Below are 17098 nucleotides of genomic sequence, written 5' to 3' on the forward strand. Positions count from 1 at the left end.
GGCTACCGGAGGGAAGGAGGACTGGCTATGTCCATCGCTGTTCTCGGCATTGACCTGGGTAAGAACAGCTGCAGCCTCGCTGGGCTGGACGAGCGCGGGGCGGTGGTCAAGCGGCGTCGGATGCGGCGCGAGAACATTGCAAAGTTTACCTCTGCTCTGACTCCCTGTGTTATTGCAATGGAAGCCTGCTGTGGTGCCCATCACGTTGGCCGGCTGCTCATGGCCCAGGGCCACACGGTGCGGCTGATGTCGCCGGAGTACGTCCGGCCCTATGTCAAGGCGCAGAAGAACGACGATCGCGATGCGGAAGCGATTGCCGAAGCCGCGACACGGCCGACCATGCGCTTCGTCGAACTGAAGAGTGAAGAGCAACTCGACATGCAGACGCTGCATCGTGCGCGTGAGCGTCTTGTCGGGGAGCGGACGGCTCTGATCAATCAGCTACGTGCCATTCTGCTCGAGCGCGGTATTACCGTTCCACAAGGTCGTTACAAGCTCGCGAAGTATCTCGACGCGGCTGAGGAGCAGACGAAATCAACGCTGAGCTCCCGGATACTGACCTTGATCGACGACATGCGCGAGCAATGGCACGAGTTGGACCGCCGCATTGATGCTCTGGACGACGAATTTGCTGATCATGCTCGCCAGGACGAAGCCGCACGGCGGCTGGCGACCATTCCGGGCATCGGTGTACTGAACGCGACAGCGCTGGTGGCCGCCATCGGTGATGGCCGCACATTCGAGCGCGGCCGTGATCTCGCTGCCTGGCTGGGGCTGGTGCCCCGGCAAGTGACGACGGGTGGCAAACCGCGTCTGGTAGGTATTACCAAGCGTGGCAATAAGTACCTGCGCAAGCTGCTGATCCACGGCGCCCGGTCCGCCATGACCCCGCTGGCCAAGAGTGCCACGCCGCTCGGCCAGTGGTTGCGTGCTTTGATGGAGCGCGTGCACCACAATGCCGCGGTTGTTGCCCTGGCCAACAAGCTTGCACGGATCGCCTGGGCGGTCCTGCGGCATGGAAAGGAGTTCAAGGCGGCGGCAATAGCCGCGGCGTAATCGAACCGGCTGGCAGCGTGCCATGAGGCGCTGACTGGTCGCCGATGTCTGCGGGTGGTGGAAGCGAGATGGCCTGACAGTCGACCGGCGTTCCGGAAACCTGAGCACACGAATGGCGCTCGACGCCGCGAAATTTATGAGGACCGGGACGCGCGGATCTCCATCTTGGCCAGGGCCATGCCCATAGGCCGGATACGTTGACGCAGACTGGTCGGTTCATCGCGAAGAAACTGCTTGCCGACGGGGCGGGCCATACGTTCGTGTTCGGGATGACATGATGGGAAGGAAGGAGAATCCCTCATGGCCCGACGCAAGGAGCCGCGTATCCCGGACGCGGTGCTCGACCAACTGCTGGCGGGAGCTGACCCGAAGACGGCGTTCGATCCGAACGGCCTGCTTGACGAGCTGAAAAAGGCGCTGGCGGAGCGGGTGCTGAACGCGGAGATGGATCACCATCTGGCTGGCGACGAGACCGGGAACAGCCGCAATGGCTATGGGCGGAAGACGGTGATCACCGACACGGGGAAGTTGACCCTGGAGATCCCGCGGGACCGGCAGTCGACCTTCGATCCCCAACTGATTGCGAAGTATCAGAGACGGTTTCCTGGCTTTGACGACAAGATCATCTCCATGTATGTGCGTGGCATGAGCACGCGGGAGATTGTCGGTCATCTTCGTGAGCTTTATGGCATCGATGTTTCACCGGATCTGATCAGTGCGGTGACTGATGCCGTTTTGGACGAGATCACCACCTGGCAGGCGCGGCCGCTGGAGCCGGTCTACCCGCTTGTCTTCTTCGATGCCCTGCGGGTGAAGATCCGGGACGAAGGCATGGTCCGCAACAAGGCGGTCCATGTGGCACTTGGCGTGCGAGCCGACGGCACCAAGGAAGTCCTTGGTCTATGGCTCGAACAGAACGAGGGAGCGAAGTTCTGGCTGCGGGTGATGAACGAGCTGCGCAATCGCGGTGTGGAAGACATCCTGGTTGCCGTGGTTGATGGATTGAAGGGCTTTCCCGAAGCCATCCTCGCGGTCTTTCCCCAGGCCACCGTTCAGACCTGTATTGTGCATCTGCTGCGCCAGAGCCTGAATTTTGTCTCCTACAAAGATCGTAAGGCGGTTGCCGGTGCCCTCAAGGAAATCTACCGAGCGGTGGACGCCACCGCAGCGGAAGCGGCATTGACGGCTTTTGAAGAAGGGTCATGGGGCGAGAAATACCCGGCCATTGGCCAGAGTTGGCGCCGCGCCTGGAGTGAAGTGATCCCCTTCTACGCTTTCCCGGTCGAGGTGCGGCGCATTCTCTACACGACGGATGAGATCGACAACCCTCTCCTTTGCGATTTTGCCGGGACGGCCGGAATTTGGCCGGGGAGACCGGGCCGGGCTACGAGTTGTTGCTGCACGCGAAAGCAGAGTAGTGCGTCGACGGCATCACGGCCACGCTCTCGGCGGGCGCGCCGGGGTCAAGCCCCGCAGCCGCGCAGCGGGGCGCCGCAGGCGCCGGGCTTGACGACGGCGCGTCCTGCCGAGAGATACTGAAGCATGCCGTCGGTCGCGTCCTCGTCCAACGCTATCCGGCAGGTCGAGCACTGAACCTTGTCGACGTGCTATTCTGGCCTCGCACGGGTGACCGCGTGGCGAAGAGCAGGGTCCGAGGACGCAAGGCCTGCCGCGCTGCCTTCATTGTCGCGCCTCAGTGGCGGCACCCGTGCGCCGCTTCGCCGGGCTACGTTGCTGACGCTGGCTCACGAATTGCTCGTAGGCACGCTCGGCCTGACGTGCAACGTCGACCTCGCGATCGCGCAGTTCCTTGACGTTATAGGCGTAGGTGGCGCCGCGCTGGTTGCCTTTCCTGGCTGGTTGCCCGGATTGCAGTTCCATCCCCCGGATCTTATTGGCGACCAGCGCCGGGCGTGCCCAGTGATAGTCTTCGTTCTTGGTCAGGAGATGCCAGCACAACACCGCCAACTTACGTGCAACCGCGACGGCGGCGATCTGGTGGCCGCGCCGCGCCCGGATCCGTAGGAAGAACGCCCGCAACGGCCCTGGTGCCTTGGAGGCCGCCCAGGCAGCTTCCACCAGCATGGCACGCGCATGGGCACGCCCCTGCTTGCTGATGCGGCCATACTGGGCAAATCCGAGCCCCGATTGGTGAACTCGCGGGTTCAGGCCCACGTAGCTGACCAGCTTCTGCGGATCCGCAAAGCGGCTGATGTCTCCGATGGCGGCGAGCAAGCCCGCCGCAACCGTCATGTTGACGCCGGTGATGGTCAGCAGGCGCCGGACCGCTGGATTGCCGATCGCGGCATGGGCGATCTCGCGCTCAAGCCCATCCAAATCCTCGCCCAGGCGGTCAAGTTCGCGCAGATGACGGTCAATGGCGGCACGCTCGTCGTCGGGCAGGGCCTGTGCCCCGAGCCAGATGCGGCCGAGCCGCCCGAACAGGTCGGCATGAGGGCACGGCGGCACCAGATGCGCGTGCAGGATCGCGTGCACCTCGTTCTTGATCCGCGTGCGGTGGCGGACAACCTGGTCGCGGCGGGCGACCAGGCGCCGCATCCGTTCGGTTTCGGGGTCGGGCAGCCAGACCTCAGGCAGGAAGTCTGCAGCCCGCAGCGAGGCCAGCACGCCCGCATCGATCTTGTCGGTCTTAACGTGAGCGTGCGCGATCGCCTTCACCTGCATCGGGTTGGCCACGATCACCCGCGCCACGTAGGGTGACAGCACCCGCACGACCGCCATCGCGTTGCCGGTCGCCTCGATCACCACCTCGTCCTGCTGCGTCAGGCTGCGGGCGAACCCTTCGAGTCCCGAGCGAGTCATGTCGATCCGCCCCGCCGGTTGCAGCCGACCCGCGTCCCAAAACACCACCTCCGCAAAGGTGCGGTGAATGTCCATGCCGATCACGCGCCGCATGTTCCGCTCCTCTCCTATGGTCAGACGGGAGCAGTGGGCAACACGACACCTACGGATCCGCGCTCTCGGCGCAACCGGGCAGGTCGCAGGGGCGGCCAGCTACTAACACGAGCTCTTGGCTCATCGTATAAATCGGCCTACCCACCTTGCGTGCTCCCGGTGCCCCTCGTCCCGGATGGTCGTACCATACGCCAGAACCAGACCGGTTCCAGCCGGACGTGCAGGCACCGCGATCCTCATACCTGATACCAATGCTACCAATGCTATCGAATCCCTCAATGCCAAACTTCGACGGGCGGTTCGGGCGAGGGGACATTTTCCGAATGACGACGCTGCATTGAAGCTGCTCTTTCTGGTCTTGAACCGGGCGGAGAAAGAGTGGACCATGCCAGCGCGTGAGTGGTGCATGGCCAAGGCCCAGTTCGCTATCCTTTTCGGCGAGCGGTTTACCCGGGCTCTGGCCTGAACGTGTGCAACGTCATCTCGCACACGAAATTCCGGATAGTCCCTCGAGCACCATCGCTTGGCTCAACCGCTGCCGCCGACTGGCCAAGGATTGGGAGTGCCTGAACCGCTCCGGCCTCGCCTTCCTGCGCTGGGCTTCCGTCCGACTCATGCTCCGAAAGCTATGCCCGCGCAGGAAATGATCCCGGATAGACACTGAGGGCGAAAGCCGAATGGCTGAGCTACTCGACCACGACCTCGCCCCCCTCCTCCTGAATTCCAGTGGAACGAGGGTAGATGGCCGATCTCAGAACCCGAACCGGCCGCAGGTGGCGTCTGCTACATGATGCTGGTTTCGTTCAATCAGAGGCAGAAGATGGCGAGACAAGATTGCTGATCAGAACTCCATATTGATCCGTCACATATAGGACCGGCCGTCTGAATTTCGACCCAGGCACACCAAAAGTGCGGAAGGACCAGATTCTCATGGCGCCTGACAACGCCTCTCCGTATCGAGCCAATGCCCTTGTCCCGCGCCCCCATCGCCTCAATCCTATCCACGCGGCAACTTCAGTGACACAGGGGGACTGACACAGGGGAGGCTCTTCCAGAGCAAACCCTGTTGGTTTGACGATCTACTGATTGGGGTACATAATACAAGCCAATATGGGTTTAGAGAATGTTTCGCAAGAAACCTTCCAATAGATGATTGGAATATTCTAATGGCTGTATCTAGAGACAATCTAGCTGTATATTGCACTGCTGCTCGTAAAGCAAAATCTCGTCTTGCCCTGCGGCAGATTTTGGCTGATTTGGTTTTGTTTCACTTTCACCTTGATCCAAATTTCTTGACAGCAGTTAGATTTTTGGATGCTCTTTATGCAGAAATCAAATTAGATATAGAAAATTTAAATTTGTCAGCCCCCGATGCACACTTTGCTGAATCTTGCTGGAATGCACTAATTAATTGGCCCCTTCCCGTAGAGGAAAACTCTTACCGTGTGCGGCAGGCCTCTGCTAATTACGATTTTATCGTCGAAAACCGGGAAGTTAGTGATTGGTCACTTTTTAAAACTATAAACTTTGTCGTTCTCGTTAGCTTGCAGTGCACAAAGCACGCTGCAGTCGTTACGTCTATAAGAAACGAAGGCCTTAGCATCCTTGAGTGGATTGCGCATTATCAAGCAATTGGGTTTGAAGGGATTTATATTTATGCAAATTCTAATACAGATGAATCAAGCACATTATTAAAAAATCTAGCTCACCATGGTATCATTCATTATATTGAAAATGAGAATGGGAAAAATGTTTCCCCTCAAAGAAAAGCTTTTGAACATTCAATTCATTTTTTACATGACATCAGGAAGTATGAATGGGTTTGCTATCTCGATGCAGATGAATTTTTAATTCCTCGCTGTGAGCCAGAACTTACAATTCAGAAGCTGACGGAGCACGTAGAACACAAACTTGGTTCTGATCGTCCCATTGCAATACTTTATAATTGGAAGTGGTTTGGAAGTGAGAATGCTTTCGAGCGAACGGATGGCCTTTTGTTGGAGAGATTTGTTTACTCTAAGCATAATAAACATGTAAAAACACTATCGAAATTGTGGTCTATTATTTCTATGTGGCCAATACATTTTCCTATTTTTCTGCCGGGAGTTAGCGTTTACAATTCTTCATTACAAGAAATTCCCATTCCAATGGTAGAAATCGAACCGACATATGGTACGGGACAGATAAACCACTATTGGAACAAGTCATTTTGCGAATTTGTGATCAAAAAATTTCGCGGGCGCGGAGCCCTGGCAATGGATGGAGAGCAAAGACCATTTGAAACATTTTTTCAATGGGGAAACAATTATGAGAAAGGAAATTATGACCCTCCTATAGAAAGGATTCTGACAGCAACTCGAGTTACTTATTCAAAGCTTTTGCAGTTAGAAGGTGTGGCAGATGCTTTATATCGTGTTGAAGAAGTCACCAAAGCCGAGCTAGAAAAAATTGATAAACAATTTAATTTGCGAGCCGTTTATGAAAAGAAAGGTCGACTCTGATCTTGGTTTTTTATTTGGCGTACGGGATGCACTTGACCAACTGGGTGTCAATGATGCCCAGCGTCGACTCCGGCGAACGATCTGCCACCTGACGGCACAAAAAGGCCACATCAAGGAGCAGACGGTCGAATATCTCCAGTGCTTACCGGCGCCGGAACCAGCCATACACGGTCCGCCAGGGCGGAAAAGTCACTGGCAGGGCTCTCCAGCCGCTGCCCACGCGCAGCCCCCTGTGTCACTGAAGTTGCCGCCTGGATTAGGATGAGGCGATGGGGACATTCTGCAGGAGATCGCGCAGGCTCGTGCCGCGGGGGCCCGGCTCTGGCTGGCATTTATCAGTTCGTTGAGAAATCGGGTGCTGCGACTGGATCAGTTTGGATCGTCTGGCTGCACGGCGATGGCGAGAAGGGCGGTCTGATCGCCAGCGATGACGATGAGCAGCGCCACCATGCCGCCATCGGGGCACGCAAAGAGGCCGATCCAGACCGAGCCTTGGTCATGGAAGGCCCTTGGTGTTCCGCTCCCGGTCAGGAGCCGCATGATCAACCCGAGATTGTAGCCAGTGACGTGGATCAGGTAGCGTTTCTGCACCTTCTCGCGGCCGCGGAGCCACACCCGGCGCATGCCGCCGCGATCGAAGACCAGGGCGAAACATCGCTCCACCCGTTCGGCTCGCAGCCTGAAGGCGACGCGCGCGACGCCGGAGAGCAGTCCCGCCCGGTTGTTATAGACGGCCCGGCCGTTCCAGCGCAGGTATTCCTTGCGCTGCGGCCCGGCAATGCGGGTCTTCCACGGCCCGTCCTCAAGATCCTTGAGCGCTGCCCGCGCGTGATACCCTTTGTCGGCGACCAGTTCGGCTGGCGCCTCGGCGGTCGGCGCCGCGTTCACCTCGGCCAGGTGCCGCGCCGCGGCGAGCGTGCCGGGCATTGTCGTGGTGTCGCCCTGGTCGGCGCCATGCACCTCGGCGGCAATCACCGCGCCGGTGTCGAGATCCACCGCGTGCTCGGGCTTGTAGGCCAGATGCGTGCGTCCATCCTTCATCTTGGCGATCTTCGCCTCGGCATCGACCGGGCTCTCCCAGTCGGCGTTCGAGAGCGTCTTGTCCTTGCGGGCGCGATCGAGCCGGATCAGATCCTCCGTCGTCGGCGTCTCGATGCCGCTCTCGTGCGCCATGCGCCTGAGCATCTCGCGATGGGTTTCGCCGCTGTCGCGCCGCACCAGCGTGCGCAGCGCCGCGTTGGCCTCCATCGTCGAGGCGTCCACGCCGATCCGCTCGCCCCGGACCAGACCGCGATCGGCCTAGCGTCCCGGCGGCAGCGACGGACGGCCGCGCCGCTCAGCGTAATGCGCTGCGCACACGCCCTCGACAAAAGGGTCGAACTCGGCCGCGATGAGTTCCGACTGCAGTCGGTCGTAAAGCGCATGGCCCGGCGAGCGCGGCAACTCCGCCCAGGCTACCAGCATCTCCTCCTGCCGCGTCCGCTGCCGACTCAGTGCCATCCGCCGTCCCCGCCACGATGCCCGTCGGCACCACGAATCAGGCCAGGACGATTTCGTCAACGGGTTGTTATCCGCGCACACGACGGCGCTGGCAGGGCAGCGGTCAGGCCGATGCGTCTGCCGAGGTGCGTGCCGACCGCCGGCCGGAAGCGGTGCGCCAGACGCCTTCCCAGGCGCTCGCGGCCGAGCGCGCGCAGATGGTGGCGGTGACCAACGAAGCGCGCTTTGCCGATGCGCCACCGACGCGCATCGGCAAAGCATTGGCCGACGAAGGCATCTACATTGCCAGTGAGTCCAGCTTCCATCGGGTGCTGCGCGCCCATGGCCAGATGAACCGCCGCGGCTGCGCCTGCCTGCCGTGGGCCTCACGCCCGCCGACCACCCACATGGCCACCCGCCCAGGCGAGGTGTGGTGCTGGGACGTGACCTTGACACTGTCCCTGCCGACTGCGGTGCAGGGACGCTGGTTCCACCTGTATCTGATCCTCGACCTCTTCAACTGCAAGATCGTCGGCTTCGAGGTGCATGACCGCGACAGCGCTGAGCATGCCGCACACCTGGTCCGGCGTGCCGCGCTTGCGGAGGGTGTGCATGAGATGCCGACCCGGCCGGTGTTTCATGGCGATAACGGCGCCACGCTGAAGGACACCACGGTGCTGACTATGCTGCACTGGCTCGGCATCAGCCCCTCGTACTCGCGCCCGCGAGTGAGCGACAACAATGCGTCCGCCGAAGCGGTGTTCCGCACCGCCAAATACCGGCCTGGATGGCCGCCTGCTCGGCGCCTGCCATGCGCTCTACCAGGAGGCACGCAAGCGCCATCCCCGGCGCTGGAGTCGGCAGACCCGCAATTGGACCCCAATCAGCGCGGTCACGCTGAACCCAAAGGGCGACGCCGTCATCCAGCCTGGCCCATGACGAGAACGGCGAGCACCGGATCTTCCCTGCGGCGAGCACCGTGTCAGACTCGGCCCAGGTGGGCGGACCACCGCATCCGGCCAACGTCTGGTCATCACGCCGGCCCGGATAAGGGGAATTTTGTTACGAAAAAGACACGGTAGCTACATTGACACGCACCAAATGAACAGAATCACTGATAAGTCAAACCGCTGACCGGGCCTGGGCTTGGCTTCGGCAGTTTCCGAACAGCACGACGAACTCTAGCGGGCTACGAGGCGATGGTGAGGCTGAAGAAATGACAGGTTCACAGGATCGGCGGTCAGGACATGAAGGCCCGGGCTGCCTTCGCCGCAAACTTGTCCGATATCCCCAGCTGAATTTCAGTTCATCCAAGGAAGCGCTCGGCTTGTTCATTAAGTTTGCAGCAAAAGCGCGTGCCACGTCAGTTAGTTTCAGATTGGGGTTACTAATTAGTCAATTCTGTTTCGTCACCAGCGCTTTTGCCGGTGATAGGCCGACGATTGGTGCGATCCGCTGGGACGCTTGGTACGTGACCTCTTCGCCGGCGCCAGGCTATTTTACCTGCAGTGCCTTGGCAGCCCGCCAATATCATTGGCGGGCACCGTGGTTTTTTCAAAAGACTGCTGATGGAGGACTCGATTGCAATCAGAAATCTATCGCAGAAATGGGTAAAATTATAGATCAGGAGATTGTCTATGCACACACGGCGGGACTCGGTTACTGGGCCTTTGTCTGGTACCGGCTTGGCGACCCGATGCTCGAAGGCTGGCGTCTTTACCAGCAGAGCTTGCGTCGCAACGAGGTGAAATGGTCAATGATTGTCGGCTACAGCCAGTTTCACTTCGATATGACTCGCGCGAACGGCTACGCTTCACCTGAGGTCTATGCACAATTTTTCATGCAGGACAATTTTCAGCGTGTGCTTGATCATCGTCCGTTGCTCTATCTCTTTCGGGATTCCGGCGTGACCAATGATCAACTTAAAGCCGATGTACTCGCCTTGCGCCGCGCCACATTGGGCGTTGGCAACCCCTATGTCGTCGTCATGTTCGCCAATGCGGCCTTGGCGGCACGAGATGCTGCGGAATTTGGTGGGGATGCTATCAGCGCCTACGCGACGGTGGGAAATGGAGAGCAGCATACTTTTAAAGATCTCGCGCGAGAGGTATCAACGCTGCGGTCGGCCATGGCCGCAACGGGATATCCGGTTATACCTCTTGCCATGACGGGCTGGGATACTCGGCCGGAACATGACAGGGTATTGCCATGGAAACCTCAAGCCCATTTACGACCGAGCCGAGTCTATGATGCGCCGAATCCGGATGAACTCAAGACCGAAATGAATGATATAATTGCTTGGATCCGGACGCATCGCGCGGCTGCTCCGGCTAATGTCGCTCTGATTTATGCTTGGAATGAGTTTACCGAAGGAGGATGGCTTTGTCCCACCTGGACTGACAATGGTCCAGACGTATCGCGTATTAATTCCTTAGCGGAAATACTGAAATGAAGTATGTTAAATTTGAACAGAATAATCCGGCCTGCCTGGACCAAATTCAATTTCCTTTCGAAATTGCGCATGACATTCTGATCGGGCCACCTATATTTTGTGAACCAAACCTTATTGGTAGCGTTGCTCCGTACATCAGGAATTTTATTCTGCGCGAAAGGCAGGCTGCCGAGCCAATCCTGAAGGCACCTTCCGATTACCCAGCTTTTATCAGCCAGCTTGCCTCATCTCATCGGCATGTAAGCATTTTCGAAAAGAGGGAAAGCTTTTTTGTTGGTTGGCTCGGTCTTACAAGCCGGCCGACACACATCGTCATCCCCAAAGCCGAGGCTGTGATTTACGACCTCCAGCCTGCCGCGTGCCAAACCGCTTGGGATTCATGTATGAATCCGCCCACGGGGAGCCTTGGGCCAGGTCGCATAGGTGTCGTCCCGATGCCAATGAATTTTGGCCATCAGATTATGAATAATCTCAGCGGATTGCAGAGATTGATTGATACCGGGGCGCATCAGCAATTTGATGAATTTTGGATTGTTGGCAAAGAGTTTTTTGGCGACACGCAAAAACTGTTTCCTGAAATTGCGAATAAAATCCGCAGGATGTCTTACGACGAGGTCAAAACTGGTTATGGGAAGGTCCATAAAATTGGAGCCAATATTTTTCCTCGCTCGTTGCGAAATCGCATTTTGCGGCGCGCGTTGCAAAAATTTTCACCCGAAATCCTCAATGCAGACCCAGTCATTGCATTTTCGGTTCGAAATGACGGTCGTCGTTGCCTTAATCTTGTAGAAGTAGTCAGCAAAATCGTTTCCCACTTTCTCCCACGCTATCCGCGTCTCGGCGTCATTCTCGACGGATGGTGCCTGCCAGATTCGCCCCTTCCCGACGCAATATTCACCACAAATTCGGCGTTGATCGGCACTGAAGTCGCTTTATGTCGCCAAGTGATGGCGGAGCTTCCGAGCACATTACCGGTCAAAGTCCTGGTCGGAACCTCCATTCTGAAGGCTATTAGCTCACTACAATGTATCGACGCATATGTCTCACACGTTGGTACACCACAACATAAGCTGGGATGGTTCACTCAAGCAGGTGGTGTGGTCCACGGACCAACTGTGTCACTCGACAAGCTCGATTCTGGAACCTTTGCAACCGAGTCCGGCGTGACGCCTTACTTTCTAAGCAAGCAAGGCGTCATTGACCATCCCAATGACGGACCGCGGGGACCAAGCTTCTATGATTATCGAATTTCGGATATTGATGACATTATTGCTAGACTTGAGGCCGTTTTAGAAGGGGCCGTTTATGATTCTGCTGCGAATTCCAGACAAGATCATGTGTGAATGGCCTCGTAGATGCAAGGGCGTTTTGGCGTGACGGCGCCGCGGTCGGGTGCGATCATGTGTCTGGCCTCAATGTGCGGTGCGCATGATCGCGGGCCCTGATCTGTAATTGCTCACCGGGTTGGCTGACGCGTGGGGTTCAGGCGATGGCGAACGAACCATCGATGAGAGCGCGGACGGCGTTGAGGGCGGTCGTCCCTTTCAGGCGGGCCGTCCCGGTGATCGAGCGGTAGCCGGCGTGGACCTTGGCGCCCCAGGCTGAGCGGAACCCGTTGGTGACCTTGCGGAACACCCCCCTGTGTCACTGAAGTTGCCGCCTGGATAGGATGAGGCGATGGGGCGCGGGACGACGCAATTGGCTCGATACGGAGAGGCATACAAGCGGCGAGTGGTGGCCCGGTTGCTGCCACCGGAGAGCGCGGCGGTAGAGGTGGTGTCGCGCGAGGTGGGCGTGAGCGTGGCGACGCTGGAGCGCTGGCGGGCGGCTGCGTTGGTTGAGCCCGGCGCGGCGGCGGGTGGGGAGGAACGATGGACGCCGGCGGCACGGCTGGAAGCGGTGATCACCACGGCGTCGATGGACGAGGCGAGCCGCAGTGCCTGGTGCCGGGAGCACGGGCTCTACGTCGCGGACCTGGAGCGCTGGAAGCGTGACGCCATGGCCGGGCTGGGCGAGCCCCGAGGCGCCAGTGCTGCCGACACCAAGCAGGACCGGCGACGGATCAAGGAGCTGGAGCGCGAGTTGCAGCGCAAGGACAAGGCGCTGGCGGAGACCACGGCCTTGCTGGTGATGCGGGGAAAACTGGCGGCGGTCTTCCGCGACGGCGAGGACGCATGACCTCGCCGGAAGACCGCCGGACCCTGCTGGAGGAGGTTGCCCGGGCGCATGCGGCCGGGGCGCGTCTGAGCGCGGCTTGTGCCGAGGCGGGCATTGATCCGCGGACGCGACAGCGCTGGCGTGCCGGCACCGACGCCGCCGCTGGCGGAGACTGTCGGAAATTTATGGAATGGCCCGCCCCTCTTCCCCTGCTGGTGTAGACTGGCGGGGGCTACCGGAGGGAAGGAGGACTGGCTATGTCCATCGCTGTTCTCGGCATTGACCTGGGTAAGAACAGCTGCAGCCTCGCTGGGCTGGACGAGCGCGTACGCGAAACAATTCGGCTTGTCTTCGATATTTTCGATCGCCGCGGCAGCGTGCATGGTGTGATGCGCTATCTCGTGGAGCATGATATCGCTTTGCCTGACCGCGTTCGGAGTGGACCGGCCACGGGCGAAGTTGCTTGGCGCCGGCCGCATCGCGGCGGCATCATCAACCTGCTGACCAATCCGGCCTATGCTGGCACTTACGCCTTTGGTCGACGTCCGCCGGAGAGCCCGGCCTCGCGCATAAGCAGGTCGTGCACGCAGCGACCCAGCCGTGATCCGGAGGACTGGCGGGTGCTGCTACATGGCCGCTGGCCGGCCTACATCAGTTGGGAGACTTTCGAGGAGAACCAGAGACGCCTGATGGCGAACCGAAGCAAGCACAAGGGAGTTCCCCGTGGCGGGCCGTCGCTATTGGCCGGCTTGCTCTACTGCGGCCGCTGCGGCTGCCGAATGGTCACCTGCTATCGCAACAACGGGCATGACCTGCGCTACAGCTGCACGCGCCATCAGATCAACTACGGCGCTCCACCCTGTCAGGCACTCTCCGGCGCGAAACTCGATGCGCTCGTGACCCGCCTCATTCTGGAGGTGCTGCGCCCGTCGGCGGTCGAGGTGAGCCTGCAGATGGCGGAAGACATTGAACTTGAGCGCACGGCGCGACACCGGCAATGGGCGCTGCGGCTTGAGCAGGCGCACTACGAGGTCGAGCGCGCCGAGCGGCAATACAACGCCGTCGAGCCCGAAAACCGGCTGGTGGCGCGAACCCTTGAGCGACACTGGGAGGAGGCGCTGACGGCCGAGACGCGGCTGCGCGAGGAGCACACGCGCTTTCTCAGCCGCGAGCCCGCGCGGCTCTCGCCTGGCGACCGCGATGCGATCCGGCGGCTATCGGAGGAGGTGCCGGCGCTCTGGCACGCAGAAACCACTACAGCTGCGGAGCGGAAGGAGATCGCGCGCCTCTTGCTGGAGCGCATCGAGGTCACGCTGCATGGTGATACCGAACAGGGGGACTATCCGGAATTTCGTGTGCGAGATGACGTTGCACACGTTCAGGCCAGAGCCCGGGTGAACCGTTCGCCGAAAAGGATGGCGAACTGGGCCTTGGCCATGCACCATTCACGCGCTGGCATGGTCCACTCTTTCTCCGCCCGGTTCAAGACCAGAAAGAGCAGCTTCAATGCAGCGTCGTCATTCGGAAAATGTCCTCTCGCCCGCACCGCCCGCCGAAGTTTGGCATTGAGAGATTCGATAGCATTGGTCGTATAGAGAATGCGTCGAACCTCGCTCGGGAAGGCGTAGAAGGGGATCACCTCACTCCAGGCGCGGCGCCAACTCTGGCCAATGGCCGGGTATTTCTGGCCCCATGGCCCTTCTTCAAAAGCCGTCAATGCCGCTTCTGCCGCGGTGGCGTCTACTGCTCGGTAGATTTCCTTGAGGGCACCGGCGACCGCCTTGCGATCTTTGTAAGAGACGAAATCCAGGCTCTGGCGCAGCAGATGAACAATACAGGTCTGAACGGTGGTCTGGGGAAAGACCGCGAGGATGGCTTCGGGGAAGCCCTTCAATCCATCAACTACGGCAACCAGGATGTCTTCCACGCCACGATTGCGCAGCTCGTTCATCACCCGCAGCCAGAATTTCGCTCCCTCGTTCTGTTCGAGCCATAGACCAAGGACTTCCTTGGTGCCGTCGGCTCGCACGCCAAGTGCCACATGGACGGCCTTGTTGCGGACCATGCCTTCGTCCCGGATCTTCACCCGCAGGGCATCGAAGAAAACCAGCGGGTAGACCGGCTCCAGCGGTCGGGCCTGCCAGGTGGTGATCTCGTCCAAAACGGCATCAGTCACCGCACTGATCAGATCCGGCGAGACATCGATGCCATAAAGCTCACGAAGATGGCCGACAATCTCCCGCGTGCTCATGCCACGCGCATACATGGAAATGATCTTGTCGTCGAAGCCAGGAAATCGTCTCTGATACTTCGCAATCAGCTGGGGATCGAAAGTCGACTGCCGGTCCCGCGGGATCTCCAGGGTCAGCTTCCCCGTGTCGGTGATCACCGTCTTTCGTCCATAGCCATTGCGGCTGTTCCCGGTCTCGTCGCCAGCCAGATGGTGATCCATCTCCGCGTTCAGCACCCGCTCCGCCAGCGCCTTCTTCAGCTCGTCAAGCAGGCCTTTCGGGTCAAAGGCCGTCTTCGGGTCAGCTCCCGCCAGCAGTTGGTCGAGCACCGCGTCCGGGATACGCGGCTCCTTGCGTCGGGCCATGAGGGATTCTCCTTCCTTCCCATCATGTCATCCCGCACACGAAATTTCCGACAGTCTCCGAACAGGCGGATGTCATTTGCCTCTGGGCCGGCGGGCAACGGACGCAGCATGCCCTCGTGCGTTCCGTCCGGCGCACGACGCAGTTGTCCCGCCATGCGGAATTGCTCGAGCGCATCCGTGCTCTCCACCATGAGGGCAGGCGCCCGCCCGCCATTGCCCGCACCCTCGTGGCAGAGGGCTGGCGCTCGGCGCACGGCAAGCCTTACCGGGAGAACGGCATCCGCTCCCTCATGATCCGCATGGGCCTTGTTTCGGGGCGGCTTACGCGCCCGACAGCCATGCTGGTACGCGGTGATGACGAGTTTACGCCCGCAGAGATCGCTGCGCGCCTGAATATGCCGGAAGGCACGGTCTACAGTTGGCTCTACAAGGGGCGCCTGCCCGCTCGCCGCGCCGTAGCCGCCGACCGAAGCCTTTGGCTCATCCGCCTCGACGATGTCGAGCGGCTGCTGCATCAGCGCGGTTCGGGAGGCCGTCTGCCGTCCAGGCCGTCCTCGTGAACTCCCACGGCATCTATGACCGGAACACGCGCGTTCTAAATCTGCTTTGGAGAGGCATCATGACCAAGAGACGACCATTCCGCTGCCATCCCACGCCAGCAGCTTGATCCGATCGTTCCGCTTCGAGCGGAACACGAAAATATCGCCGCCGTACGGATCAGCGCACAGTACATCCGCCACCAACGCGACCAAGCCGTGCACCCCCTTTCGGAAATCCACCGGCCGCGTCGCCATCCACACCCGCAGCCCAGCTCGTGGCGCAATCAACCTACCCCTCGCACCGCCGCCAACACCATCGCCAGCGTCGCCGCATCCACGCCCGCCGTGACCCGGATGCTCACATCCGCCACCGCAATCTCAATGCTGCCGGCCACCCGCTGCTGTCGCTGATCCGCAGCTGCGTCGTCGCAGAGCAGCACCGGTACAAACGACGCTGGTGGGGACCGCAATTCCTCGTTTGCTTTTTCGCTCGCCTCCATCGTCTGCAAGGTCCTCGCCTGCCGCCGCCAGGTGAACACAAGGCTTTCGTTCACACCATGCCGGGCCGCAACCTCCGACACTCGCACACCGGTCGCATAGCTCTCCGCTACAATCGCCGCCTTTTGCGCTGCCGACCACTGCCGGCGTCCGCCCCCTGCGCTCACCCGGCTCGCCAGACCACCATCCCGTGCCATCCCGTCCATCGCCGTGCCCTCCTTCAAACAAGAACGGCACCTATCATCTCCGCGCGCACGCGACTTTCGTAGGTGAGGTCGTCACAATGCTTACTCGGGATCATTCGCGCAGCGCCGCCAGCACGCGGCGCAAGGCGGCCAGGTTCACGTCGCTGCCAACGCGCACCTGCCGTCCGTTGCCCAGTTCGATCTCGATCAGGCCGGACGGCGCGGCCGGTCGCGCGGGAGCGGATGGGCGCGCCGCAGGGGGAGGTGGCGCCGGTGCCGCTGTCGGCGCCGCGTCGATCATGCGCACCGGCATGAAGATCGGCGTCTCCGCCGCCGTCAGCACACCCTCGCGCACCTGACGCCGCCACGTGAACAACAGGCTCTCGCAGACGCCGTGTCGGGCCGCGACGGCGCGGATCGAAGCGCCAGTCTCCTGCGTCTCCGCCACCAGCCGGAGCTTCTCCGCCGTGCTCCACCGACGGCGGCGCTCCCGACCCGTGATGATCTCGACCACCCCGTCCATCAACACAACCTCAAGCGCCGACTTAAACAGCTACTTAAAGCGGCGATCGGCGTCGAACCCAGGCGGCCTTCGGCGAAGGATTACCCTGAAACCTCACGAAATTCCCACCACGCTGGCTCATCTACACCATGGGATCACGAAACGACCAACGGAAAGCCGAGGTTAGGTGGTGGTGGCGCGATACCTGTTTGATCGT

Annotated in this window: 13 protein-coding genes and 6 pseudogenes; 11 read left to right on the forward strand and 8 right to left on the reverse strand. The window is 60.1% G+C overall.

All coding sequences use genetic code 11. The features are described 5' to 3' along the window. The first annotated feature begins 27 nt into the window (after positions 1-27). Together NBY65_RS21775 and NBY65_RS21780 are read left to right on the forward strand one after the other, a co-directional pair. Positions 28-1056: an IS110 family RNA-guided transposase gene (locus NBY65_RS21775; protein ID WP_150045241.1), complete on the forward strand. Its 1029-nt coding sequence runs from the start codon at positions 28-30 to the stop codon at positions 1054-1056. Between the two features lie 300 nt (positions 1057-1356). Then, positions 1357-2379: pseudogene (locus tag NBY65_RS21780) on the forward strand (IS256 family transposase); the annotation flags it as partial. Between the two features lie 357 nt (positions 2380-2736). Here the strand turns inward: NBY65_RS21780 and NBY65_RS21785 are convergent. Next, positions 2737-3954, reverse strand: a complete 1218-nt coding sequence (locus tag NBY65_RS21785) for an IS110 family RNA-guided transposase (protein ID WP_150045249.1) — start codon at positions 3952-3954, stop codon at positions 2737-2739. A gap of 274 nt (positions 3955-4228) precedes the next feature. Here NBY65_RS21785 and NBY65_RS21790 point away from each other — a divergent pair. The 3 genes and pseudogenes from NBY65_RS21790 to NBY65_RS21800 form a co-directional block, all read left to right on the forward strand. After that, positions 4229-4438: pseudogene (locus NBY65_RS21790) on the forward strand (transposase); the annotation flags it as partial. Positions 4439-4487: 49 nt separating this feature from the next. Next, a pseudogene (locus tag NBY65_RS21795) lies at positions 4488-4619 on the forward strand (IS5/IS1182 family transposase); the annotation flags it as partial. 519 nt (positions 4620-5138) lie between these two features. Next, complete coding sequence (locus tag NBY65_RS21800) at positions 5139-6473, forward strand: glycosyltransferase family 2 protein (RefSeq protein WP_150045240.1); 1335 nt, start codon at positions 5139-5141, stop codon at positions 6471-6473. Between the two features lie 369 nt (positions 6474-6842). Here NBY65_RS21800 and NBY65_RS21805 read toward each other — a convergent pair whose 3' ends face one another. Both NBY65_RS21805 and NBY65_RS21810 read right to left on the reverse strand, forming a co-directional pair. Next, on the reverse strand, positions 6843-7736 hold the full coding sequence (locus NBY65_RS21805; protein ID WP_203330726.1) for a transposase: 894 nt from the start codon (positions 7734-7736) through the stop codon (positions 6843-6845). A gap of 36 nt (positions 7737-7772) precedes the next feature. Beyond that, positions 7773-7973 (reverse strand): hypothetical protein, encoded by a 201-nt coding sequence (locus tag NBY65_RS21810; RefSeq protein ID WP_203330725.1) that lies wholly within the window; start codon positions 7971-7973, stop codon positions 7773-7775. 62 nt (positions 7974-8035) lie between these two features. Here NBY65_RS21810 and NBY65_RS21815 point away from each other — a divergent pair. The 3 genes and pseudogenes from NBY65_RS21815 to NBY65_RS21825 all read left to right on the forward strand — a co-directional run. Further along, positions 8036-8891, forward strand: a pseudogene (locus tag NBY65_RS21815) (transposase); the annotation flags it as partial. 388 nt (positions 8892-9279) lie between these two features. Further along, a complete protein-coding gene (locus NBY65_RS21820) occupies positions 9280-10404 on the forward strand; it encodes a glycoside hydrolase family 71/99 protein (RefSeq protein WP_150045238.1) in 1125 nt (374 codons plus the stop codon). Continuing rightward, the gene (locus NBY65_RS21825; RefSeq protein ID WP_150045237.1) at positions 10401-11747 is read left to right on the forward strand and encodes a hypothetical protein; all 1347 of its coding nucleotides are present in this window, start codon (positions 10401-10403) and stop codon (positions 11745-11747) included. The genes NBY65_RS21820 and NBY65_RS21825 overlap by 4 nt, the downstream gene beginning before the upstream one ends. A gap of 139 nt (positions 11748-11886) precedes the next feature. On the opposite strand, the pseudogene NBY65_RS21830 reads toward NBY65_RS21825, so the two are convergent. Beyond that, a pseudogene (locus NBY65_RS21830) lies at positions 11887-12039 on the reverse strand (IS66 family transposase); the annotation flags it as partial. A 63-nt stretch (positions 12040-12102) separates the two neighbouring features. Here NBY65_RS21830 and NBY65_RS21835 point away from each other — a divergent pair. Together NBY65_RS21835 and NBY65_RS21840 are read left to right on the forward strand one after the other, a co-directional pair. After that, positions 12103-12582: a transposase gene (locus NBY65_RS21835; protein ID WP_250265714.1), complete on the forward strand. Its 480-nt coding sequence runs from the start codon at positions 12103-12105 to the stop codon at positions 12580-12582. A 236-nt stretch (positions 12583-12818) separates the two neighbouring features. Beyond that, positions 12819-13460: pseudogene (locus NBY65_RS21840) on the forward strand (recombinase family protein); the annotation flags it as partial. Between the two features lie 479 nt (positions 13461-13939). Here the strand turns inward: NBY65_RS21840 and NBY65_RS21845 are convergent. After that, entirely contained in the window at positions 13940-15157 is a 1218-nt protein-coding gene (locus NBY65_RS21845) for an IS256 family transposase (RefSeq protein WP_250265698.1), read from the reverse strand. Positions 15158-15273: 116 nt separating this feature from the next. Here NBY65_RS21845 and NBY65_RS21850 point away from each other — a divergent pair, with 116 nt between their 5' ends. Continuing rightward, positions 15274-15717 (forward strand): helix-turn-helix domain-containing protein, encoded by a 444-nt coding sequence (locus NBY65_RS21850; protein WP_150045547.1) that lies wholly within the window; start codon positions 15274-15276, stop codon positions 15715-15717. A 57-nt stretch (positions 15718-15774) separates the two neighbouring features. Here NBY65_RS21850 and tnpB read toward each other — a convergent pair whose 3' ends face one another. The 3 genes from tnpB to tnpA (NBY65_RS34105) form a co-directional block, all read right to left on the reverse strand. Next, the gene (gene tnpB, locus NBY65_RS21855) at positions 15775-15951 is read right to left on the reverse strand and encodes an IS66 family insertion sequence element accessory protein TnpB (protein WP_203330746.1); all 177 of its coding nucleotides are present in this window, start codon (positions 15949-15951) and stop codon (positions 15775-15777) included. A 29-nt stretch (positions 15952-15980) separates the two neighbouring features. Then, positions 15981-16400 (reverse strand): IS66-like element accessory protein TnpA, encoded by a 420-nt coding sequence (tnpA, locus tag NBY65_RS21860; RefSeq protein WP_150045545.1) that lies wholly within the window; start codon positions 16398-16400, stop codon positions 15981-15983. Positions 16401-16491: 91 nt separating this feature from the next. Beyond that, a complete protein-coding gene (gene tnpA / locus NBY65_RS34105; RefSeq protein ID WP_150045544.1) occupies positions 16492-16902 on the reverse strand; it encodes an IS66-like element accessory protein TnpA in 411 nt (136 codons plus the stop codon). Positions 16903-17098: the final 196 nt, after the last annotated feature.

Source organism: Rhodovastum atsumiense (assembly GCF_937425535.1).
GTDB lineage: Bacteria > Pseudomonadota > Alphaproteobacteria > Acetobacterales > Acetobacteraceae > Rhodovastum > Rhodovastum atsumiense.

Coding starts and splice junctions, on each gene's coding strand:
- NBY65_RS21775 (WP_150045241.1), top strand. CDS start 28: ATGTCCATCGCTGTTCTCGGCATTGACCTGGGTAAGAACAGCTGCAGC.
- NBY65_RS21785 (WP_150045249.1), bottom strand. CDS start 3,954: ATGGACATTCACCGCACCTTTGCGGAGGTGGTGTTTTGGGACGCGGGT.
- NBY65_RS21800 (WP_150045240.1), top strand. CDS start 5,139: ATGGCTGTATCTAGAGACAATCTAGCTGTATATTGCACTGCTGCTCGT.
- NBY65_RS21810 (WP_203330725.1), bottom strand. CDS start 7,973: ATGGCACTGAGTCGGCAGCGGACGCGGCAGGAGGAGATGCTGGTAGCC.
- NBY65_RS21825 (WP_150045237.1), top strand. CDS start 10,401: ATGAAGTATGTTAAATTTGAACAGAATAATCCGGCCTGCCTGGACCAA.
- NBY65_RS21845 (WP_250265698.1), bottom strand. CDS start 15,157: ATGGCCCGACGCAAGGAGCCGCGTATCCCGGACGCGGTGCTCGACCAA.
- tnpB (WP_203330746.1), bottom strand. CDS start 15,951: ATGGCGACGCGGCCGGTGGATTTCCGAAAGGGGGTGCACGGCTTGGTC.
- tnpA (WP_150045545.1), bottom strand. CDS start 16,400: ATGGACGGGATGGCACGGGATGGTGGTCTGGCGAGCCGGGTGAGCGCA.
- tnpA (WP_150045544.1), bottom strand. CDS start 16,902: ATGGACGGGGTGGTCGAGATCATCACGGGTCGGGAGCGCCGCCGTCGG.